The sequence below is a fragment of the Cellulomonas sp. URHB0016 genome, from assembly GCF_054057935.1.
In genome coordinates this window covers 800,441-823,063 of the sequence record NZ_JBSRZU010000001.1, presented here as the reverse complement: position 1 = coordinate 823,063, position 22,623 = coordinate 800,441, and the positions used below count along the sequence as shown (strand labels likewise).

17 protein-coding genes are annotated in these 22,623 nt (G+C 73.9%); 13 read left to right on the top strand and 4 right to left on the bottom strand.

The genetic code is table 11. The features are described 5' to 3' along the window. Window positions 1-28: 28 nt before the first annotated feature. Window positions 29-409, bottom strand: a complete 381-nt coding sequence (locus ACVW07_RS03930) for a DUF4870 domain-containing protein (RefSeq protein WP_456817973.1) — start codon at window positions 407-409, stop codon at window positions 29-31. A gap of 306 nt (window positions 410-715) precedes the next feature. Here ACVW07_RS03930 and ACVW07_RS03925 point away from each other — a divergent pair, with 306 nt between their 5' ends. Beyond that, window positions 716-2,005, top strand: a complete 1,290-nt coding sequence (locus ACVW07_RS03925; RefSeq protein WP_456817972.1) for a hypothetical protein — start codon at window positions 716-718, stop codon at window positions 2,003-2,005. A gap of 46 nt (window positions 2,006-2,051) precedes the next feature. Here ACVW07_RS03925 and ACVW07_RS03920 read toward each other — a convergent pair whose 3' ends face one another. Next, window positions 2,052-2,909, bottom strand: a complete 858-nt coding sequence (locus ACVW07_RS03920; protein ID WP_456817971.1) for a DUF3097 domain-containing protein — start codon at window positions 2,907-2,909, stop codon at window positions 2,052-2,054. 163 nt (window positions 2,910-3,072) lie between these two features. Between ACVW07_RS03920 and hrcA the strand changes: the two genes are divergently transcribed. From hrcA to ACVW07_RS03905, 3 genes are all read left to right on the top strand, one after another. Then, window positions 3,073-4,098, top strand: coding sequence for a heat-inducible transcriptional repressor HrcA (hrcA, locus tag ACVW07_RS03915; protein WP_456817970.1), 1,026 nt, complete (start codon window positions 3,073-3,075; stop codon window positions 4,096-4,098). Between the two features lie 64 nt (window positions 4,099-4,162). Next, entirely contained in the window at window positions 4,163-5,290 is a 1,128-nt protein-coding gene (gene dnaJ, locus ACVW07_RS03910; RefSeq protein WP_456817969.1) for a molecular chaperone DnaJ, read from the top strand. Between the two features lie 2 nt (window positions 5,291-5,292). Further along, window positions 5,293-6,057 carry a 16S rRNA (uracil(1498)-N(3))-methyltransferase gene (locus ACVW07_RS03905; protein ID WP_456817968.1) on the top strand — a complete coding sequence of 255 codons (765 nt, stop codon included), beginning with the start codon at window positions 5,293-5,295 and terminating at the stop codon, window positions 6,055-6,057. A gap of 101 nt (window positions 6,058-6,158) precedes the next feature. On the opposite strand, the gene ACVW07_RS03900 is transcribed toward ACVW07_RS03905, so the two are convergent. Further along, window positions 6,159-6,539, bottom strand: a complete 381-nt coding sequence (locus ACVW07_RS03900) for a Gmad2 immunoglobulin-like domain-containing protein (protein WP_456817967.1) — start codon at window positions 6,537-6,539, stop codon at window positions 6,159-6,161. 358 nt (window positions 6,540-6,897) lie between these two features. Between ACVW07_RS03900 and ACVW07_RS03895 the strand changes: the two genes are divergently transcribed. From ACVW07_RS03895 to ACVW07_RS03870, 6 genes are all read left to right on the top strand, one after another. Beyond that, window positions 6,898-7,896, top strand: a complete 999-nt coding sequence (locus ACVW07_RS03895; RefSeq protein ID WP_456817966.1) for a PhoH family protein — start codon at window positions 6,898-6,900, stop codon at window positions 7,894-7,896. Window positions 7,897-7,898: 2 nt separating this feature from the next. After that, entirely contained in the window at window positions 7,899-8,351 is a 453-nt protein-coding gene (gene ybeY, locus ACVW07_RS03890; RefSeq protein ID WP_456817965.1) for an rRNA maturation RNase YbeY, read from the top strand. Then, a complete protein-coding gene (locus ACVW07_RS03885) occupies window positions 8,348-9,655 on the top strand; it encodes a hemolysin family protein (protein ID WP_456817964.1) in 1,308 nt (435 codons plus the stop codon). Before ybeY ends, ACVW07_RS03885 begins: the two co-directional genes overlap by 4 nt. Next, window positions 9,652-10,617, top strand: coding sequence for a GTPase Era (era, locus tag ACVW07_RS03880; RefSeq protein ID WP_456817963.1), 966 nt, complete (start codon window positions 9,652-9,654; stop codon window positions 10,615-10,617). Before ACVW07_RS03885 ends, era begins: the two co-directional genes overlap by 4 nt. 1 nt (window position 10,618) lies before the next feature. Next, entirely contained in the window at window positions 10,619-12,199 is a 1,581-nt protein-coding gene (locus ACVW07_RS03875; RefSeq protein WP_456817962.1) for an alpha/beta hydrolase family protein, read from the top strand. Window positions 12,200-12,377: 178 nt separating this feature from the next. Further along, window positions 12,378-13,382 carry a PP2C family protein-serine/threonine phosphatase gene (locus ACVW07_RS03870; protein ID WP_456817961.1) on the top strand — a complete coding sequence of 335 codons (1,005 nt, stop codon included), beginning with the start codon at window positions 12,378-12,380 and terminating at the stop codon, window positions 13,380-13,382. Window positions 13,383-13,837: 455 nt separating this feature from the next. Here the strand turns inward: ACVW07_RS03870 and ACVW07_RS03865 are convergent, their stop codons facing one another. Next, the gene (locus tag ACVW07_RS03865; RefSeq protein ID WP_456817960.1) at window positions 13,838-14,047 is read right to left on the bottom strand and encodes a hypothetical protein; all 210 of its coding nucleotides are present in this window, start codon (window positions 14,045-14,047) and stop codon (window positions 13,838-13,840) included. Between the two features lie 13 nt (window positions 14,048-14,060). Between ACVW07_RS03865 and ACVW07_RS03860 the strand changes: the two genes are divergently transcribed. The 3 genes from ACVW07_RS03860 to ACVW07_RS03850 are packed head-to-tail and all read left to right on the top strand — an operon-like array spanning window position 14,061 to window position 22,587. Beyond that, window positions 14,061-14,891, top strand: a complete 831-nt coding sequence (locus tag ACVW07_RS03860) for an FHA domain-containing protein (protein WP_456817959.1) — start codon at window positions 14,061-14,063, stop codon at window positions 14,889-14,891. Further along, window positions 14,888-16,534 carry a serine/threonine-protein kinase gene (locus tag ACVW07_RS03855; protein ID WP_456817958.1) on the top strand — a complete coding sequence of 549 codons (1,647 nt, stop codon included), beginning with the start codon at window positions 14,888-14,890 and terminating at the stop codon, window positions 16,532-16,534. The genes ACVW07_RS03860 and ACVW07_RS03855 overlap by 4 nt, the downstream gene beginning before the upstream one ends. Further along, window positions 16,531-22,587, top strand: coding sequence for an Ig-like domain-containing protein (locus tag ACVW07_RS03850; RefSeq protein WP_456817957.1), 6,057 nt, complete (start codon window positions 16,531-16,533; stop codon window positions 22,585-22,587). Before ACVW07_RS03855 ends, ACVW07_RS03850 begins: the two co-directional genes overlap by 4 nt. Window positions 22,588-22,623: the final 36 nt, after the last annotated feature.

Sequence of the window (22,623 nt, the reverse complement as noted above, 5' to 3'; positions counted from 1 at the left end):
GGCCCGCCCTGCGGGCCCGAGCGCGAGGTCAGCGGACGAGCTCGAGCGAGAACGGGTAGCGGTAGGCACCGCCGCGCTGGACCGCGAGGGCCGCGAGGATCGACACGACGAGGCTGATGATCGCGAGCGCGAGGAACCCGATCCAGCCGATGACGCCGATGCCCGGGATCTCCTGGAGGATGCGGCACACGACGAGGCCGACGAGCACGGTGATCTGGAAGTTCAGGGCGGTCCGCGCCTGCTCGGCGGCGACCCCGCCCCGCTCGCGGTGCACCAGCCACACGACCAGGGCGGCGACCCAGCCGACCCAGAAGTACGCGAGGATCCCGCCCAGGTGGGCCACCGTCGCCCACGTGCGCTCGTCCGTGGGAGCCGAGGGACGGCTGGCCGGCGGGTACTCGTTCGACATCGGGTGACTCCTCGGTATGCGTCGGGGCCGCCGTGGCCCGCGGCCTGGGAGCCTACCGACGGTTCACCGCCCCCGCTGCCGAACGGTCCGGATCGTGCGTCACCCGTCCGTGTGCAGCGGCCTGCCCGAGATGTCCGGACGGCCGGGTTCCTTGACACGTCCACGTGGCTTCGGTTCGCTCAGGCGGAGGACCCTCCAGGCAGGACCAGCCAGAGCACGAGCTTGCACCCTCGGCACGACCAGGCACGACCGGGCTCGACCAGGCACCATCCGCGCACGGCCCAGGCATGGCCTCGAAGGAGACGCATGACCGAGAACCCTGGCGGCACGCCGCCCCGCGACGACGAGGCCGACCCGGCCACCCCCGTTCCGCCCGTCCACCCGCCTGCCCCACAGGAGCCCGAGGTCGTCGGTCCCGTGCCGCCGGGAGCGCCGCCGTCTGAGCCCGAGATGCCGGCAGCGCCGGCCTCCCCGGCGCCGCCCGTCTACCCGCCGCCGGGGGTGGGCGCGTACCCGCCGCCCGGGGTAGGCGCGTACCCGCCGCCTCCCGCTGCCTACGGTCCGCCGGCACCCGGGTACGGGCAGCCCGCAGCGGGCCAGTACCCGCCGGGAGCGGGCCAGTACCCGCCGGCCAGCGCGGGCCAGTACCCGCCGGCGGGCGCGGGCCAGTCCCCGTCACCGGGAGCCGGCCAGCACCCGCCGGCCGGCGCGGGCCAGTACCCGTCACCGGGGGCGAGCCAGTATCCGCCGGCAGGTGCCGGCCAGTATCCGCCGGCAGGTGCCGGCCAGTATCCGCCGGCAGGTGCCGGCCAGTATCCGCCGGCGGGGGCGGGCCAGTACCCGCCGCCTCCTCCGGGGCCGTACCCGGCAGGGCCGGGCCAGTACCCGCCGCCCGGCGGTGGCTACCCGCCGAACGCCGCGACGCCGCTGGGGGAGTCGCTCTCGTACGGGTGGAACAAGTTCACGCGGCACGGCGGCACGTTCATCGGCGCGGGCCTGGTGTGGATCGTCGGTGCCTCCCTGGTGGGCTCCCTCGTCCTGCTGGTCTTCGGAGGTCCGGGCGAGGTGTTCGGCACGCGTACAGGGATGGGCATGGGCCGGTTCTCCTTCCCGTGGATCCTGGTCTCGACCCTGTGGTCGTTGTTGGCCTTCGTGGTCCAGGCCGTGTTCCTCCGGGCGGCGCTGCGCGTGACCTACGGGCGGGAGATCGGGTTCCGCGACTTCTTCGACTTCGCCGACCTCGGTCCCGTGCTCCTGACGGCCCTCGTGCTCGCGGGCGTGAACCTGGTCGTCGGGTTCGTGAGCTGGATCCCGGGCATCGGATTCCTCGTGTCGGTCGTCGTGAACTTCTTCCTGTACTTCACGCTGTTCTTCGTCGTCGACAAGCGGCTGCAGCCCGTCGAGGCGATCCGGGCGAGCGTCGACCTGATCCGCGCCAACCCCGGGAGCACGGTGCTGTTCGTGCTGGTGGCGGGTCTGCTCGTGCTCGCGGGCTTCGTCGCGTGCGTCGTGGGGTCGTTCGTCGCGATTCCGGTGGTGCTGCTCGCCAGCGTGTATTTCTACCGGCGTCTGCTGGGCGAGCCGATCGCCCCGTGACGCACGGATGCGGCGGCCGCCGGGGCGGACCCGGCCGGCCGCCGCGTCATGTGGTCACGAAGTCGATGAGCTCCTCCACACGGCCGAGCAGGCTCGGTTCGAGGTCGGCGTAGCTGCGGACCGTGCCGAGGATCCGCTTCCAGGCGTGCGCGACGTCCGCCTGGTCGTTCGCGGGCCAGCCGAGCTCCCGCAGGATGCCGTGCTTCCACTCGGTGCCGCGCTCGATGGTCGGCCAGGCCGCCAGGCCGATCCGCTCGGGGCGGACCGCCTGCCACACGTCGACGTACGGGTGGCCCAGGACGAGCACGCTGCCCGCCGGGGCCGCCTTGACGGCCTCCGCGGCGATCCGGCTCTCCTTGGACCCCGCCACGAGGTGGTCGACGAGCACGCCGACACGACGTCCGGCACCTGGGGAGAACTCGCGGATCGCGTCCGGGAGGTTGTCCACGCCGTCGAGCAGCTCGACGACGACGCCCTCGACGCGCAGGTCGTCGCCCCACACCTTCTCCACGAGCTCGGCGTCGTGGCGGCCCTCCACCCAGATCCGGCTGCCCCGGGCCACGCGGGCCCTCGCGTCGTGCACGGCGACCGAGCCGGACGCGGTCCTGGTCGGACGCGCGGGTGCCGTGCTCCGCCCGGGGGCGACCAGCGCCACCGGTTCGCCGTCGAGCCAGAAGCCCGGGCCGAGCGGGAACGTGCGCGTGCGGCCCCGCCGGTCCTCGAGGACCACGACGTGCATGCCGCCGGACTTCTCCACCCGCACGACGGCGCCGACCCACCCGGTGGTGACCTCCTCGACCACCAGGCCGGGATCGGCCGGCTGTGGGCGCGAGGTGCGCGCGGGGCGGTGGTGGGTGGAGCCGGAGCCCCCGAGCACGTCCGAGCCGTAGCGGTCCTGGGTCACGCGGGCACTCTAGAGTGCCGGGGCCGCCGGAGCCCGGGCTCGCCCCGTGCCCGGCGTAGGATTGGCACTCGTGTCGGGGGAGTGCTACTCCGGCCGCCCTGAGCGAGAGAGCGCGAGGCAGCGCTGGACGGTGCGGGACAGTGCGAGGCATGAGGGAGGCGAGATGAGCGAGGACCGTCGGCTGGATGTGCTGCGGGCGATCGTCGAGGACTACGTCGCGACCCGCGAGCCCGTCGGCTCCCGAGCCCTCGTGGAGCGGCACTCGCTCGGTGTCTCGCCGGCCACCATCCGCAACGACATGGCCGCGCTCGAGGAGTCCGGGTACATCGCGCAGCCGCACACGTCGGCGGGCCGGGTGCCGACGGACAAGGGGTACCGCCTGTTCGTGGACCGCCTCTCGACCGTCAAGCCCATGTCCGTCCCCGAGCGGCGCGCGATCGGGGCGTTCCTCGAGGAGGCGCAGGACCTCGACGACGTGGTCGACCGGGCGGTGCGCCTCATCGCGCAGCTCACACAGCAGGTCGCCGTGGTCCAGTACCCCTCGCTGCGCCGTTCCGCGCTGCGGCACGTGGAGCTGGTGCCGGTCGGTGCGCGCCACCTGCTCGTCGTGCTCATCACGGACACGGGTCGCGTGGAGCAGCGCACCCTCGAGCTCGGCGCCGACCTCGACGAGGTGGTCGTCAGCCAGCTGCGGGCCCGCCTGAACGTCAGCGCCGCCGGCCGCCGGCTCTCCGAGCTGCCGGTGGCGCTCGCCGAGCTCGCCGACGCGTTCGGTCCTCAGGACGCCGTGCTCGTCCAGGCCGTGGTCGGCGTGGTCGAGGAGACGCTCGCGCAGGAGAGCGAGGAGCGCGTGGTGCTGGCCGGCGCCTCGCACCTCGCCCGGGGAGGCGCGATCGACTTCGCGGGCAGCATCGGGCCGGTCCTGGAGGCGCTCGAGGAGCAGGTGGTGCTGCTGCGTCTGCTCTCGGAGATGGCCGAGGACAACGCGACCGTGGCCGTGCGGATCGGCCGCGAGACGCAGCACGAGGGCCTGCTCGAGACGAGCTTCATCACCAGCGGCTACGGCGACGAGACCGGGACCTCGGTGGCCCGCGTCGGGTCGATCGGGCCGCTGCGCATGGACTACCCGGGCACCATGTCGGCCGTGCGAGCGGTCGCCCGGTACATGACCCGGATCCTGGCGGGGTAGGTGCCGTGCCTCCCCGCTGCCTCGTCCACGCACGCCTGAGCACAGGAAGCGAGCACAGTCTCACGTGACCGACTACTACGAGATCCTCGGGGTCCCGCGCGACGCGACGCCGGAGCAGATCAAGAAGGCGTACCGCAAGCTCGCCCGGGAGCACCACCCGGACGTGGCGGGCGAGGACGTGGCCTCCGAGGACCGTTTCAAGGACGTGTCCCGCGCGTACGACGTGCTCGGCAACCCCGAGAAGCGGCGCGCCTACGACATGGGTGCCGACCCGGCATCGCCCGGGGGCGGCATGGGCGGCGGCTTCGGCTTCCAGGACATCTTCGAGACGTTCTTCGGCGCCGCGTCCGGGGCGAGCGCCCAGCGTGGGCCGATCCCGCGGGCCCGCCGTGGTCAGGACGCGCTGGTCCGCCTCGACCTGGACCTCGCCGAGGTCACCTTCGGCGTGCACCGGGACGTCCCCGTCGACACGGCCGTCCTGTGCCCCACCTGCGGCGGGTCCTGCTGCCGGCCGGGCACGGCCCCGCTGACGTGCGAGGTGTGCCACGGCCGCGGGTCGGTTCAGCGGGTGGCGCGATCGTTCCTCGGGCAGGTGATGACGACGCAGCCGTGCGCCGCCTGCCACGGGTTCGGCACCGTCATCCCCGAGCCGTGCCCGGAGTGCTCCGGCGAGGGTCGGGTCCGGTCGCGCCGGACGCTCAGCGTCGACGTGCCCGCGGGTGTCGACACCGGCACCCGGATCAAGCTGACGGCCCAGGGCGAGGTCGGCCCGGCCGGTGGCCCCGCGGGTGACGTGTACCTCGAGGTCCGTGAGCGCAAGCACGACACGTTCGTGCGACGCGGGGACGACCTGCACGCCACCGTCCAGGTGCCGATGACCGCCGCCGCGCTCGGCACGCTGCTCAAGCTCGACACCCTCGACGGCGAGCGTGAGGTGGACCTGCGTCCCGGCACCCAGCCCGCTCAGGTCGTGACGATCAAGGGGCTCGGCGTGGGGCACCTGCACGCCGCCGGCCGGGGAGACCTGCACGTGCACGTCGACGTGCAGGTGCCGACGACGCTCGACGACGAGCAGACCGAGCTGCTGCGCCGGCTCGCCGTCCTGCGCGGCGAGGAGCGTCCCGAGTCGCGCCTGGCGACCGCCAGCTCCGGCGTGTTCTCCAAGCTGCGCGACAAGCTCGCCGGGCGCTGAGGGTGAGCGCACCGGTCTTCCTCACGGAGCCCGGCACGCTCGGCGCGGTGGTGACGGGCAGCACGTACCTGCTCGGCGGCACCGAGGGACGGCACGCGGGCGTGGTGCAGCGCCGCGGTCCCGGCGAGCGTGTCGACGTGGTGGACGGCGCAGGTGTCCGGCTCGCCGGTGCCGTCGCCTTGGTCGGCCCGGACGGGGTGCTGCTCGACGTCCTCGACGTGGTCGTCGAGCCGGTCCCGGACGTCGCGCTGGTGCTCGTGCAGGCGCTCGCGAAGGGCGACCGCGACGAGCTCGCGATCGAGGCCGCGACGGAGGTCGGCGCGGACGCGGTGGTGCCGTGGCAGGCCGAGCGGTCGATCGTCGTCTGGCGTGGCGACCGGGCGGCGAAGAGCCGGGCACGGTGGCTCGGGACGGTCCGTGCGGCGGCGAAGCAGGCCCGGCGGGCGCGCGTGCCGGACGTGGCGACCGCCGTCGACACCGGTGCGCTCGCCGACCGGGTCCGGGCGACCGTCGCGGCCGGCGGGGTCGCGCTCGTGCTGCACGAGGAGGCCGTGGTGCCCATCGCCGACGTCGGTCTGCCCGGCGGGCCCGGCGTGGAGTGCCTCGTGGTGGTCGGCCCCGAGGGCGGCATCGGCGACGCGGAGCTGGCGCGGCTCACGGGCGCCGGTGCCCACGCCGTGCGGCTCGGCCCGCACGTGCTGCGGACGTCCACGGCGGGCCCTGTCGCCCTCGCGGTCCTCGCCCAGAGGCTCGGTCGTTGGTCGTGACCACCGTCCCCTCGAGCTGACCGCTCAGCCGCGCGCGCAGGGCGGTGTTGTCCGCCCTCGTGGCGGGTGTGCGCCGGAGCGGCTCACGGACGAGACCCTCGTCAGGTGACCCGGAACGTGGACTGCACCAGGTGGGAGGCGTCGTCCGGGGCCGTCGCGTCGTCCGCCACGTCCGGCTCCCACACGCGGACCGTCCAGGTCCCGGGCGGGAGGTCGACGGTGAACGAGAACGGGCCGATCTCGCCGTTCGAGCCGGCGGTGGTGGAGCCCGCGGCGACAGCCGGCGAGCTGAGGTCGGCCGCCGGGTGCACGTCCCACGCCATCGTGGCCTCGAACGCGGTGCCGGTGCCGGAGACGGTGACCGTGGGACCCGGGACGGTCGAGCCGGAGGAGGGCGAGGAGAGGGTGCTGGTGCCTGCGCGGGCGACGTCGCCCGGCGGGGGCAGACGGTCCGGACGGGTCTGAGGGACCGGACGGGTCAAGGGCGCCCGAGGCGGTGGGGGACGCCGCGGGAGGCACGGTCGCCGACGTGCCCGCCGGCCCGCCGGCGCCGTCGTCGGACCCCGACGGGCGACCGCCGCAGCCCCCGACCACGAGAGCGGCGGCGAGCGTGGCGAGCGCGATCCGGGTGTGCGTGCGGGCGGTCCCCATCGGCGGTCCTCCGGTGCTCTCGGACCCGTGCGGCCTCGGCTCGTAGCCCGTGCGGCCTCGGCTCGTAGACTGTCCCGGTCACGCTACGGCGTCGGACCGTGCCGGGACAGGACGGCGAGCCGGACGCAGCGCGGCGGAGCACCGCCACCGACCTCTCGACCGAAGGAGCGCACGGCGTACGCCGAGCACATGACGCAGCCGATGTCATCCCCACACCAGCCTGGGACGCCCGCGCGCGTCGAGCACAGGATCAGCGTCCCTGCCGACGTCTCCATGGTCGAGCTGCTCGGTCTGCGCGACGAGGTGCTCCGCGCGATCGAGTCCGGCTTCACCACGGTCGACGTGCACGTCCGGGGCAACGAGGTGACGCTCGCCGGACCGGTCGGCGACGTCGCGCTCGTCGCACGGCTCGTCGACGAGCTCGTCGAGATGGCGGCGTCCGGGACGCCGCTCACGCCCGACGTGGTGACGCGGTCCGTCGCGATGCTGGCCGCCGGGTCCACGGCCCGGCCCGCGGACGTCCTCACCTACAACATCCTGTCGTCGCGGGGACGCACCATCCGGGCGAAGACAGCCGGGCAGAAGGAGTACGTCGACGCCATCGACCGGCACACCGTGACGTTCGGCATCGGGCCGGCGGGCACCGGCAAGACGTACCTGGCGATGGCGAAGGCCGTCCAGGCGCTGCAGGAGCGCAAGGTCAACCGGATCGTGCTGACCCGTCCCGCCGTGGAGGCGGGGGAGCGGCTCGGGTTCCTGCCCGGCAGCCTGTCGGAGAAGATCGACCCGTACCTGCGACCGCTGTACGACGCGCTGCACGACATGGTGGACCCCGAGTCGATCCCGAAGCTCATGGAGGCCGGCACCATCGAGGTGGCGCCGCTGGCGTACATGCGCGGCCGGACGCTCAACGACTCGTTCATCATCCTCGACGAGGCGCAGAACACGTCCGTCGAGCAGATGAAGATGTTCCTCACGCGCCTCGGCTTCGGCTCCAAGGTGGTCGTGACCGGTGACGTGACGCAGGTGGACCTCCCGTCGGCGACCACGTCCGGGCTGCGGGTCGTCGAGCAGATCCTCAGCGGTGTCGACGACGTCGAGTTCTGCCGCCTGACGTCGTCGGACGTGGTCCGGCACCGCCTGGTCAGCGACATCATCGACGCGTACGCGCGGTGGGACAGGAGCTGACCGTGAGCATCGAGGTGAACAACGAGTCGGGGTTCGACGTCGACGAGGCGGAGTTCGCCGCGCTGGCGCGCTACGTGCTCGACGAGATGCACGTGCACCCGCAGACGGACCTCTCGATCCTGCTCGTCGGCACGGACGTGATGACGGACCTGCACGTCAAGTGGATGGACGAGCCCGGCCCCACGGACGTGCTGTCCTTCCCGATGGACGAGCTGCGACCGGGCCGGGACGGCGAGCCCACGCCGGCCGGCCTGCTCGGTGACGTGGTGCTGTGCCCCGAGGTCGCCGCGCAGCAGGCCCGGACGGCCGGGCACTCGACCGCCGAGGAGCTGCTGCTGCTCACCACCCACGGCATCCTGCACCTGCTCGGGTACGACCACGCCGAGCCGGTCGAGGAGAAGGAGATGTTCGCGCTGCAGCGCCGTCTGCTGCTGACGTTCCTGGCTGGTCGATGAGCGACGAACCGGTCGCGCTGCTGATCCTGCTGGCGGTGCTCGGGATCGCCGGCGCTGCCGCGCTGTCCGCCGGCGAGGTCGCGGTGAACCGGGTGTCCCGGGCCGCGGTCACGGAGCTCGTCGTCGAGCGGCACCCGGCCGCCGGTCGGGTCCGGGCGCTCGCCGACCACCCGGTCCGGGTCACCGCCGCGGCGTCCTTCGTGCGGCTGCTCCTGGAGATGACGGCGACCGTCTGCATCGTCCTCGCGGTGTCGTCGGGGTCGTGGCAGTGGTGGGTGGTGCTCGTCGTCTCGGTCGCCGTCTGCGGGCTCGTCGCGTTCCTGTTCGTGCGGGTCAGCCCGCGCAGCCTCGGCCGCCGACACCCCGTGCGGACCCTCACCCTGCTGTCCCGGCCGCTCACCGTCGCGACCGCGCTCGCCGGCCGGCTGGGCCGGGCGGCGAGCAGCCCCGGGGGCTCGACGGAGGAGGACGAGGAGGAGCTGCGGGACATGGTGCAGCGCGTCAGCGAGTCCGAGGCGATCGAGGACGAGGAGCGCGAGATGTTCCGGTCGGTCCTGGGCCTCGGGGACACGCTCACGCGCGAGGTCATGGTGCCGCGCACCGACATGGTGACGACGACGGCGGACACCCCGCTGCGCAAGGCCCTCGCGCTGCTGCTGCGGTCGGGCTTCTCGCGCGTCCCCGTGGTCGGCGAGTCCGTCGACGACATGCGGGGGGTGCTGTACCTCAAGGACATCGTGCAGCGACTCACCGAGGGGCCGGACGACGGCCTCGACGCGCCCGCCTCGGCGCTGGCGCGGCCCGCGGTGTTCGTCCCCGAGTCGAAGCCGGTCGACGACCTGCTGCGCGAGCTGCAGGACGGCGCGTCGCACATCGCGCTCGTGGTCGACGAGTACGGCGGCATCGCCGGCCTCGTCACCATCGAGGACGCGCTCGAGGAGATCGTCGGGGAGCTCACGGACGAGCACGACCCGAGCGCCCCCGTGGTCGAGGAGGTCGCGGACGGCGTGTACCGGGTGCCCGCCCGGTTCGGTCGCGACGAGCTCGGCGAGCTGTTCGGCATCGAGGTGGACGACGAGGACGTCGACACCGCCGGCGGTCTGCTGGCCAAGGCGCTGGGTAAGGTTCCCCTGCCGGGGTCCGAGGGCGAGATCCACGGGCTGCACCTCGTCGCCGACCGCGCCGAGGGTCGTCGCCGCAGGCTCGCCACGGTGCTGGTCGACCTGGTCGAGCCGCACCCGCCGGTGGAGGACACCCCGCCGCCGGCGCGCACCACGAACGAGAACCACGGAGCCTCACGATGACCTTCCGCTCAGGATTCGCCTGCTTCGTCGGCCGGCCCAACGCCGGCAAGTCGACGCTGACGAACGCCCTCGTCGGGCAGAAGGTCGCGATCACGTCCGGCCGCCCGCAGACCACGCGGCACACCGTGCGCGGTGTCGTGCACCGGCCCGACGCCCAGCTCGTCCTCGTGGACACCCCCGGTCTGCACCGGCCTCGCACCCTGCTCGGGCAGCGGCTGAACGACCTCGTCAAGGACACGCTCACGGAGGTCGACGTCGTCGGCTTCTGCCTGCCGGCCGACCAGAAGGTCGGGCCCGGCGACCGGTTCATCGGCGAGCAGCTCACCCAGCTGGCGGGGGACGGCCCCGGCGACCGGTTCATCGGCGAGCAGCTCACCCAGCTGGCGGGGGACGGCCGCGGTACGCCCGTCGTGGCCGTCGTCACCAAGGCGGACCTCGTCGGCAAGGGACGGCTCGCCGAGCACCTCATGGCCGTCGCGAAGCTCGGGGAGTGGGCCGACATCGTCCCGGTGTCCGCCACGTCCGGGTACCAGGTGAAGGTGCTGGAGGACGTGCTGGTGAGCCACCTGTCGGAGGGCCCGGCGCTGTACCCCGACGGTGAGCTGACCGACGAGCCGGAGGCGGTCATGGTGGCCGAGCTCGTCCGCGAGGCCGCGCTGGAGGGCGTGCACGACGAGCTGCCGCACTCGCTCGCGGTGGTGGTGGACGAGATCGTGCCGCGCGACGAGCCGTCGAGCGACGGTCGCCCGTTCCTCGACGTGCGGGTGCACCTGTTCGTCGAGCGGGACAGCCAGAAGGCCATCATCATCGGCAAGGGCGGCGCCCGGCTGCGGGACGTCGGCAGCCAGGCACGCCGGGGCATCGAGGCGCTGCTGGGTGCGCGCGTCTTCCTCGACCTGCACGTCAAGGTCGCGAAGGACTGGCAGCGGGACCCCAAGCAGCTCGGCCGGCTGGGGTTCTGACGTGCTGCGCAGCGAGCGGAGCGTGCGCGTGCGCCGCAGGCTCGCGCGGGTCACGCACGTCGCGGCCGGCCCGTACCGCCTGGTGGCGAGCACGGCGCTGGGCATCGTCGTCCTGGCGGTCCTCGGTGCGGTGACGGGACCGCAGTGGGACCCGGTCCCGCTCGAGGACCCGCTCCCGGTGACGTCGTCGTCGACGGTGATCGGGAACGCGCCCCCGCTCACCAGGTACGAGGTGCGGACGTCCGTCGTGGACGTGGAGCTCGCCGACGGCACCACCGTCGAGGCGCAGATCAGCGAGCCCGTCGGGGTCGACGGCCCGGCGCCCGGCGTCGTGTTCGTGCACGGCGCCGGCACGGGCGAGTTCGCCGTGGCCTTCCTGGCCCAGGCGCGGGCGCTCGCCGCGTCGGGCGTCGTCGCGATGGTGCCCAACAAGCGGCTCGACACCTACACCACCCGGCACCGGGACTACGTCCAGATGGCGCACGACTACGACGCGTCCGTCGAGCTGCTGCGCGGCCGCCCGGGTGTCGACCCCGACCGGGTCGGCGTGTACGCGGAGAGCGAGGGCGGCTGGATCGCGCCGGTCATGGCGACGGTCGACCCCCGGATCGACTTCGTGGTGCTCGTCTCGTCGCCGGTGGTGCCCCCTCGCGAGCAGGCCGCCTTCGCCGTCGACTCCTACCTCCGCAACACTGGCGTCCCGCAGGAGGTGTTCCGGGCGATCCCGCGCGCGGTCGGCATGTCGTTGCCCGGCGGGGGGTTCGAGTACGCGGACTTCGACGTCACGCCGTACCAGCGCGGGCTCACCCAGCCGGTGCTGATGGTCTACGGCACGGGCGACGCGTCCATGCCGGTGCTCCAGGGGGCGGAGCAGCTCATCGGTGATGCCGCGGTGAACGGCGACACGGACGTGACGGTGCGCTACTACGAGGGAGCCAACCACGGCATCCGGGTGGGCGGCGTCGTGTCCGCCACGTTCCTGCGCGACCTGTCCGGCTGGGTCCTCGGGCTTCCCGCCACCGCCGACGCCACGCCGCGGGTGGCGGGCGCGACTCCCGAGCAGACGTACGTCGCCGCGCCGGTCCCGGAGCCGCGGTGGCTCGGCGACGGTGACGTGGTGCTCGGGACGGTGGCGGGGTCCGTCGCGCTCCTCGTCCTCGGTCCGCTCCTCGTGCTCGTCGCCCGCGGCGCCGAGCTCGCCGGTCTCGGACGCCGGCGCACCGTGGACCGGCGACCGAGGTTCGCCCCGGGGATCCCCGGGCGCCTGACCGGCCTGGCCGTCGGAGCGTTCGCGACCGTGGTGGGACTCGCGTGGTACCTGGTCTCGATCGCACGGCTCGCGCTCGACTACGAACGCAACGACTGGGTCGTGCGGGGCGGTTGGGTCGCCGTGCGGCTGCTCGGGGTCGCCGCCGTCGTCTCCGCCGTGCTGCTGATGCGGCGCGTGCACGAGCTGCACGTCGCGGAGCGCATCGCCGCCGGCGGGGTCGTGCGCAAGCTCGCGTTCGGGGCCGTGGCCGCCGGCTCGACCGTGCTCCTCGCTGTGCTCGCATACTGGGGCGTGTTCCAGCTCGGGATCTGACCCGGACCCGGCGTCCGGGCGGTGCTCGGCTCTTCGTACCTGCCCGCCAGGTGGACATCTGCCCACCAACCGGTCGCAGGTGTGACCTCGGCGCTCAGGTAAGGCACGATGTGCGCCGATGCTTTCCATGATGGCCCCGACGACGGGGTCACCGGGGGGCAAGTGATGAGGGGGTCGCGTGCGTACGTCGTGGGGCTCCGCGACCGACCGCGGGCTCGTGCGGGAGGTCAACGAGGACGCGCTCCTCGCCTACCCGCCCGTCTTCCTGGTGGCCGACGGGATGGGCGGTCACGACGCGGGCGACCTCGCCAGCCGGATCGCCGTGGAGGAGTTCGCCCAGCTGGCCGGTCAGGCGGCTGCGACCGCGGACGACGTGCACGCGTGCTTCACCCGGACGGCCGGTCGGATCCGCGGCGAGTTCACCGGTGGACGACAGGGCGGCACGACCGTCGCAGGCGTGGCCGTGACGGAGCACGACGGCGGCTCGTACTGGCTCGTGTTCAACGTCGGCGACTCCCGGGTGTACCGGTGGGCCGACGAGGTGCTCGAGCAGGTGAGCGTGGACCACTCCGTGGTCCAGGAGCTGCTGGACCTGGGCGAGATCGACCAGGCCGGAGCGGAGTCGCACCCCGAGCGGCACGTGCTCACGCGCGCCCTGGGCACCGGTGACGCCCCCGAGCCCGACTACTGGCTGCTTCCCGCCGGGCTGAACGACCGGCTGCTGATCTGCACCGACGGGCTCACCCGCGAGGTGCAGGACGCCGACCTCGCGGGCGTGCTCGCCGCCGCCGAGGACGCCCAGGACGCGGCGGCCGCGCTCGTGGGTCTCGCGCTGGAACGCGGCGCCCGCGACAACGTCAGCGTCGTCGTCGTCGACGTGGCGACGTCGGCGGGCGCCCACGACGACGTGCACATCACCGTGCCGCGGGTGGGCGCCGAGCTCGGTGCCCACCAGTGGGACGAGATGCTCAACGGCGCGACGGTGCCGCGACCGGCCCGCCCGCGGGGACCTGTGTTCCCCGCGACGGACCCGACCCCCGCCCGTGGCATCGACCGGCTGCGCAGGGAGGAGCCGGCCCAGACGCCGTCCCTCGACGAGGGTCACGGCGACGGAGACGACGACGGCGGTACCGGCGGCCGCCCCGACGACGAGAGCACAACCCCTGAGGAGACCCGGCCATGACCGTTCCCGAGTACATCACCGGAGATCTGACCGCCGTCGTCCGCCCGGGTTTCGTCGCCCTCGTCGGCCCCGAGGTGAGCGACGACGTCGTGCGTGCCCTGTGGGACGCGGCCGGAGACGGCGTCGTGGGTGCGCTCGCGGTGCTCGCGCGCGACGGTCTGACCGGCCTGCCCTCCTTCGCGCTCGTCGCCTCGACGGGAGGACGCGTGCACGTCGCCCTGCGCGGCGACGTCGAGGTGGTGCTGACCGGTGGGACCGACCAGGTGCTGCGCGCAGGCGAGGTCAGCACGTGGAGCGAGCGGACCGTCGAGGGCGTGACCGAGGTCAGTGTCCGGGTGCCCGGCGACGAGGCGGACGGCTCGGCGCTCCCGATCGCCGACGGCGTGGTCCGTGCGGCGGAGGTCTGGGTGGCGCTGACGCCGGTCGACCTGCCCGCCGTGGAGCCGGTGCGGGCGTCACGCCGTGCTGCTGCACCGCATGACGCGGTGGTCCCGCGCGACGTGCCGGTCGGCGACGCGCCTGTCGAGCCGGTGGAGCCTGAGGTCCTGGCCTCCGACCACCGCCGGTCCGGCGACGTCCCCGTGCCCGGCGACGTCCCGGTCGTCGGCGACGTCCCGGTGGTCGAGGAGGCGCACGACGACGGGGCGCACGACGACGGGGCGCACGACGCGCGACGGGGTGCACGACGACGAGACCTCGGAGCACGACCCGGTCGTCGATGTGCCGGGCGCCACGGACCTGGGGTCGGACGGCGCTTCCGGGGCCGACCCGGACGACGAGCGTCCGCAGCTCGCCGCGACGCCGGACGGTCGGCTCGACGACGGCCCTGGCGTCGGGGAGGGTCGGTTCGACGACGGCCCCGGCGCCACGGAGGGTCGGCTCGACGACGGCCCCGGTGCGGCGGACCTGGCCGAGGTGGTGGCGGCGGCGGAGGCGTTCCTGGCAGGACCGCGGCACGTCGCGCCGCACCGGCTGATCGACCTCCCCGACGTCCCGACGGCGTCCGCGACGCAGGAGCACGCGGGGGACACGGCGCTGGGCGCGGCGTCCGCCGACGACCACGACGGCCTGACGATCCTGTCGAGCGACCTCGCGGCGATCCGCGACCAGCTGCCGTCCTGGGCGGCCGACGAGGCGCCGGGGCCGTTCCGCGCGCCGACCGTCGTCCAGCCGGCCCGCATCGTGCTGTCCACCGGCCTCGTCGTGACCCTGGACCGCGCGGTGCTGCTCGGTCGCGCGCCCCAGGTGGCCCGCGTGACGAACCGGGAGCTGCCCCGGCTGGTGACCGTGCCGAGCCCCCAGCAGGACATCTCGCGCACGCACGCCGAGGTCCGGGTCGAGGGCGAGCACGTGCTGGTCACCGACCTGGACTCCACGAACGGCGTGCACGTGTCGCGCCCCGGCGAGGGCGCGCGCCGCCTGCACCCGGGCGAGGCGAGCGTGGTGGGCACGGGCGAGATCGTCGACCTCGGTGACGGCGTGACGTTCACGGTGGAGCGGGGTTCGTGACCGCACGCCGCGAAGCCTCGACGCCGCCCCGGCTCCCGGGGTACGAGTACGTCCGCGTGCTCGGACTCGGTGGCTTCGCGGACGTCTTCCTGTACGAGCAGGAGCTTCCACGGCGTGAGGTCGCCGTCAAGGTGCTCCTGGCGGGCAGCCTCGACGACGACGTGCGCAGCCGCTTCCAGACCGAGGCGAACCTCATGGCCCGCCTCTCGCACCACCCGTCGATCGTGACGATCCACCAGGCCGACATCGCCGCGGACGGACGCCCGTACCTCGTCATGGAGTACTGCTCGAGGCCGGGTCTGGCGGAACGGTACCGCCAGGAGCGGCTGTCCGTCGCGGAGTCGCTGCGGATCGGCGTCCGGCTCTCGGCGGCGATCGAGACCGCGCACCGTGCGGGGATCCTGCACCGTGACATCAAGCCCGCCAACGTCCTCACCACGGACTTCGGCTGGCCGGCGCTCACCGACTTCGGGATCGCCGCGACCACCGGTGGCGTCGGCGCGACGGTGGGCATGTCGATCCCGTGGTCCCCGCCCGAGCTGCTCGCCGACCGTCCCACGGGCGACGAGCGGTCCGACGTGTACTCGCTCGCGGCGACCATCTACTCGCTCCTGGCCGGCCGCACCCCGTTCGAGATCCCCGGCGGCCAGAACGGCGCGCAGCAGCTCGTGGCGCGCATCGAGCGCAGCCCGCTGCCGCCGACCGGGCGCGACGACGTGCCGTTCGACCTGCAGGCGCTCCTCGAGCGGGCGATGTCGAAGCACCCCGCACGCAGGCCGGCGTCGGCAGCCGCGGTGGGCCGCGCCCTGCAGCAGATCGAGGCGGAGCTCCGTCTCCCGGTCACGCCGCTCGACCTGCTCGACGACGTGGACGACGCCCTGGCGCCGACCGGGCCCGTGACCGGTGGCGGCCCGGTCAGCGACGACGCCACCCGGCTGCGTTCCATCGTCACGGTCCTCCCCGCGCCCCTGTCCGCACCTCCGGCCCCACCGCGGGCCGCCCCGGCAGGAACGGTCCCGGCGACGAGGACCGCGACCGCCCCGGACGACGACTCGACGCGGCTGCGGCCCGTCGTGACCGTCGGCCCGACCGCTCCCAGCGCGCCGGCGGCTCCGACCGGCGCGCCGTGGCCGCCGAGCGGTCCGCAGGCGACCACCACCGGCACCTTCCGACCGGTCGTGGTGGACCCGGGCGTGCCCCGACGGGCGCGCGGCGGGCGCCGGACGCGAACGGTGGTGGGGTTGCTGTCCGCCGCGGTCGTCGTGGTCGCGGGCGTGGCGATCGCCATGTACGGGTCCCGGGACGCGGGTCCCTCGACGCCGCCGGCTGCGACGCAGGACTTCACCGACGGCACGCAGGCCGACGTCGCGCAGGCACCGGTACCGTCGCCCCACTCGCTCGCGGGCACCCGGCAGGCGGACGGCTCCGTGGTGTTCACCTGGGAGAACCCGACACCGCTGGACGGCGACCACTACCTGTGGGGGATCCGCACGGCGACCGGCGAGCCCGCGCTCGAGATCGTCGAGGTGCCGACCGTGACCGTGGCGGCGGCGTCGGCGGCGGGTCAGGTGTGCATCGAGGTGTCGATCGTCCGTGCGAACGGGCAGGCGTCGGCGACACCCGCTGAGGGATGCGCGCCATGACCTGGCGCTCGTTGAGGTCGCGGACCACGACCACCGCCGCGGTCGTGACCGTGCCCGTCGTCGTCGCCGTGCTCGCCCTCGTGCATCCCGGCTTCCCCCTCGCGCGCCTCGACCTCAACGACGGCGCGGTCTGGCTGACGGCGACGAGCCAGCACAAGGTCGGCCGGTTCAACGTGCCGGTCGAGGAGCTCAACGCCGGACTCGTGACGGAGGGCAGCTCGTTCGACGTCTGGCAGGACGAGGGCGACGTGCTGCTCGTCGGGTCCGGGGGTGCGGTCTCGGTCATCAACCCGGCGGACGTCGCGCTGTCGGCGCCGGTGCAGGCGCCGGGCACCCACGTGTCGATGGCGGGGGGCACGGTGGCCCTCGTCGACGGCGGCGGGGACGCGTGGGTGCGTCCTGTCTCACGGCTCGACGGCCTGCAGGTGGCACAGGACCCGCCCGACCTCACGCTCGGTGAGGGCGGCGCGGTGGTCGTCACACGGTCGGGGTCGGTGCTCGGCGTGTCACCGAAGGACGGCGCGGTCACCCGCGTCGCGAAGGCGGCCGACGGTCCCGAGCTCGAGGAGGTCGGGTCCCTCGGGGCCGGCGACGTCGACCAGCTGACCGCCGTCGGTGACGAACCCGTCGTCCTGTCGGGCAGCACGCTGCGGACCCTCCGGGGAAGCGTGGAGCTGGACGGTCAGGACCTGAAGCTGCAGCAGGCCGGCCCCGGGGCGTCGACGGTCCTGGTCGCGAGCCGGACGGCGCTCCTCGAGGTCCCGCTGGACGGTGGCAAGGTCGTCGAGCACCCCACCGGGGGAGACGGCGTGCCGGCCGCGCCCGTCCGGGTGGGGTCGTGCGCGCACGGGGCATGGGCCTCCGCGCAGGGCTCCTACGCCGAGCTGTGCGACGGTGCCGACGCCCGCGTGGAGAACCTGCAGGACATGTCGTCGTCGGACGTCCTGGTGTTCCGCGTGAACCGCCAGATGGTGGTGCTCAACGACACGGTGCAGGGCCGGCTCTGGATGCCCACCGAGGACACCGACCTGCGGGTGCCCAACTGGCAGGACATCGTGCCGGAGGAGGAGCCGGACGACTCGCAGGAGGAGTCCGAGAGCCCGGACACGACCCAGGACCTCGTGACCACCTGCACGGAGGAGTCCTCCCCGCCGACGGCGGCGGACGACACGTTCGGGGTGCGCGCCGGGCGGACCACGATCCTGCCCGTGATCGACAACGACTCGTCCTCCGACTGCGGGATCCTCGCGGTCACGGAGGTGGACCCGGTGCCACCGGAGTTCGGACACCTGGAGAAGATCTACGGCGGTCGGGCGCTCCAGGTGGTCGTCGCTGCCGGCGCGACCGGCAGCATCGACGTGAAGTACACGATCAGCGACGGACGGGGCACGAGCGCCCCGTCCACCGCGGACCTCCACCTGACGGTCCGCGACGACGGCGAGCAGGAGCCGCCGGTACAGGTGCGGACGGGCTCGGTGCAGGTGGAGCAGGGCGGGCAGGCCGAGCACGACGCGCTCGCCGACTTCGTGGACCCGGACGGCGACGACCTGCTGCTCGTGGGCGCCACCACGGACCCGACGAGCGGCTCGGTGCGCTTCCGCCAGGACGGCTCCGTGACGTTCAAGGCGGACGGCACGTCCCTCGGTCGCACGCGCGTGACCTTGCAGGTCTCCGACGGCACCTCGGTCGTGGAGGGCACGCTGGACGTCGACGTGCGGGCGGCCGGGTCCATCGCGCCGCAGGTCGACCCCGTGCACGCCGTGACCTACGTCAACCAGCCCGTCACGTTCGACCCGCTGAGCGCCGTACGGAGCACGGGCAGTGAGCCCGCGCGGCTCGCGAGCGTCGACGACGTCGTCGGCGCGACCGTCGTCCCGGACTTCGGTGCGGGCACGGTCAGGTTCGAGGCGGCCCGTGCCGACACCTACTACGTGCGCTTCGTCATCACCGCAGGCCCGCAGCAGGCCGTCGGCCTGGCGCGGATCGACGTGCGTGAGTGGCCCGAGCGGGCCGAGCCGCCCGTCGCCGTGCGGGACCGCGCGCTCCTGCCGGCCGGTGGTGAGGTGACCGTCGACCCGCTCGCCAACGACAGCGACCCGGCCGGCAAGGTCCTGGTCCTGCTCTCGGTCGACGGCGGCGAGGCCGCCGGCCTGAAGGTCGCGATCCTCGACCACCACCTCGTCCAGGTGCGCGCGCAGCGCACGCTCGACGGCCCCGCCGCCCTCCACTACGTCGTGTCGAACGGCGCAGCCGAGGCCGCGGGCGAGATCGTCGTGCATCCTGTGCCGCCCTCCACGACGTCGCAGCCACCGGTGGTCAAGGACGTCGAGGTGAGCGTGCGGACCGGCGGGGTGGTCACGATCCCCGCCCTGGAGTCCGCGTACGACCCGGACGGCGACCACCTCACCCTCGAGCGTGAGCTCCCGGAGCCGCTCGGGCCCGGTCAGGGCCTGCTGTTCGTCTCCGGCGACGTGCTGCGCTACCAGGCGCCGGACGAGCCGCTGACGGCGCACGCGACCTTCTCGGTGCGGGACGCCACCGGCAACCGCACGGCGGCACAGGTGACCGTCCGGGTGCACGCGTCCGACGCGTCGACGAAGGCGCCGCCCCGTCCGAGGGACCTCGTCGGCCGGGTGTTCGCCGGTGACACCGTGCGCATCGACGTGCCCCTCGTGGGCATCGACCCGGACGGCGACGGCGTGACGCTCCTCGGCGTCGCCCAGGCGCCCGTCAACGGGCGCGTCACCACCGTGGGCGCGGACTACCTGCTCTACGAGTCGCTCCCGGGCGAGTCCGGCACGGACACGTTCACGTACGCGGTCGAGGACTGGACCGGGCAACGCGCCGTGGCGACGATCCGCGTGGGCATCGCACAGCGCCCCTCCGGCGCGGCCAGCGTCGTCGCGCGCGACGACGCCGTCACGGTGCGGCCGGGGCGGACGGTGGAGGTCCGCGTGCTCGCGAACGACGTGGACTCCAGCGGCGCCGAGCTGGAGCTCGCACCCGAGCTCGAGATGCCGGAGGGCACGGCCGCGAAGGTCGACAACCGCAGGATCATCGTGCAGGCCCCGTCGGAACCGACCGTCATCCAGATCGCGTACACCGCGCAGAACGCCCGCGGCGGGCACGACACGGCCGTCCTCACCATCACGGTGACGGACGACGCCCCGGTGCTGCCGCCGACCGCGCGCGACGTGGTCGTCCCGCCGACCGACACGATCGGCAGGCTCGACGTGTCGGTGGACGTGCTCGCAGTGGCGCAGAACCCGAGCGGACCGCTCAGCGACCTCAAGGTCTCGGTCCCGACGTCCGTGGCCGACGTCGCCCAGGTGACCGCGGACGGGCACGTCCTGGTGACGCTCGTGGACCACACCCAGACGCTGCCCTACCTGCTGACCAACATGACGGCGCCGAAGGGCGCGTCGGCCTCGTCGTACGCGTTCATCACGGTGCCTGCGCTCGGGTTCTTCCCCCCGACGGTGCGGCGCAACGCTCCCGAGCTGCGGGTCGCCTCGGGCGAGAAGCTCGTCATCTCCCTCGACGAGCAGGTCAAGGTCGCTCCAGGCAAGCACGCGTCGGTGAAGGACCCGGTCGGGGTCACGGCGACGAAGTCGGACGGCACGACCCTGGTCGCCGACTCCCACACCCTGCAGTTCACGTCGGCGCCCGGCTACGCCGGACCTGCGTCGATCTCGTTGGAGGTCACGGACGCCGCGGGCGCGGGCGACGGCTCGGCGAACTGGTCGTTCATCACGCTCCCGATCGAGGTGTACGCGGTCGACGACCACCCGCCGACGTTCACGCCGTCGACCATCACCGTCGCGCCCGGCGAGGCCCCGATCTCCGTGGACCTGCGATCGTTCACCACCGGTCCGGAGGGGCAGAGCGCCGACGACGACCGGTACACCTACCAGATCCCGTCGGCGAACCCGGACGGCTTCGTGGTGACCCTCGACAAGAGCGTCCTGCGCGTCTCGGCTGACGCGAAGACACCCAAGGGACGCATCGACCAGGTCAAGCTGCGGATCGGGTACGGCCAGACCGGCTCGCTCGACGCGACGCTGGACCTGCGGGTCATCGCCAGCACGCGGGCGGTGGCGCGCGTCGACCCGCAGGAGCAGATCGGTGTCGAGGGCCGCGAGACCACCTTCGACGTGCTCGGCCACGCCTGGAACCCGTTCTCGGAGCCGCTGACGGTGCTCGGCGCGACCGTCGAGACGCCGGAGGCGGGCACGGCGTCCACCAACGGCGGCGCGGTCAGCGTGCGCCCGGCGGTCGGATTCATCGGCCGGATGGTGACGCGGGTGCGTGTCCGCGACGTCACGGGCGACCCCGACCGCGAGGTCGAGGCGCGCATGACGGTCGTGGTGCGCGGCAAGCCCGCCCAGCCCACCGCCCCGAAGGTCGTGGAGGTCCGCGACCGCACGGTCGTGCTGCAGTGGGACGCTCCCGACAGCCGCGGCGCGGAGATCACCGGGTACCGCGTCGTCGCCAGTCCCGGCGGCAGCGCCCGCCAGTGTGCGAGCACGACCTGCACCATCGACAACCTCACCAACGACGTGGACTACACGTTCACGGTCGCCGCCCAGAACGCGGTGGACCTGTCCGACCCGAGCAACCCGTCCGCGCCCGCGCGGCCGGACGCGGTCCCGGACGCACCCGGTGCTCCGACGTTGGAGTTCGGCGACCGGTCGGTCACCGCGCAGTGGGCGCCGGCCACGTCGCCGGGCTCTCCCGTCACGAGCTACACGGTCGAGATCTCGCCGCTCCCGGAGGCGGGAGTCGCCTCCATGACGGTGTCGTCGCCCCGGGCCGTGTTCACAGGCCTGCGCAACGGCACCGCCTACTCGGTCCGGGTCCGGGCGCACAACAGGGCGCCCGACCCCAGCTCCTGGAGCCCGTTCTCCCAGCCGATGGCCCCCGCCGCGCCGCCAGACGCCCCGACGGTGACGGCGACCCGCAGCACCACTGGCTGGTTCGGCGACGCCCGGATCGACGTCGCCTGGAGCGCGCCCGCGGACAACGGTGACGACGTCCAGGGCTACGAGATCGTCATCGACGGCGGCGCCGCGGTGGCCGTCGGGGCGGACGTCACGACCTATGCCATCGCACCGGCCCAGCGCGGCCACGACTACCAGATCGTGGTCCGGGCCCGGAACAAGGCCGGCTGGTCGGCCTACGGGTCGACCACCGGTCAGAGCTGGAGCGCACCCTCGCCGCCCCAGGCGGTCACGCTGGCGGTGCCGGCCGGCGACGCCCCCGCCTGGGGTCAGGGCCGCGTCGAGCTGTCGTGGCAGGCGCCCGCCCAGACCGGCGGCGCCGGCATCGCGATCGAGCGCTACGTCGTGACCGGCCCCTCGTTCAGCAGGGAGGTGGGCGGAGGCACCCTGTCGTTGCTGATCGACGGCCTGGCCGCCGGCAGTGCAGGTCCCTTCACCGTGGTCGCCGTGAGCACGCGGGAGCACCTGACCAGCGACGCGGCGACCTCGGGCACGACGACGGTCCGCACCGCGCCCGAGAAGCCGGTCACCACGGCGGCGACCGTCGGTCTCGACCTCGTCCAGCTCACGTTCATCGACCGGGGTGACGGCGCGTCCGCCATCACCGACCGGGAGTACGACGTGGACGGGACGGTGACCACGGAGCCGCCGCCGTCGCCGTACCCCTCCGACAAGCGGGTGACCGCACGGTTCAGGGTCCGCAACGCGATCGGCTGGAGCGAGTGGTCGGACACCGCGTCCGCGCAGCCGGGCCAGCCCTCGGCACCCGGTGCGCCCACCGTCGTGGTCGCCACCGGCTCCCCGGCCGGCGCCCTGTCGTTCTCGTGGACGGCACCGGACAGCGACGGCGGGCGCTCCGTCAACCGGTACGACTGGGTCGTGGTCTCCGTCGCCGACGGGCACACGATCGACGAGGGGCACACGGGCGGCACGCCCTCGCCGGTCGAGCTCACCGGCCTCGACCCCGGCGATGTGCTGATCCGCGTCACCGCACGCAACTCCGTCGGCAGCGGTCCTCCCGGCGAGACCCGCGCCACCATCACCGCCGAATGACCCGCCCCACCACCGCCCCCGCACCAAGGAGACCCT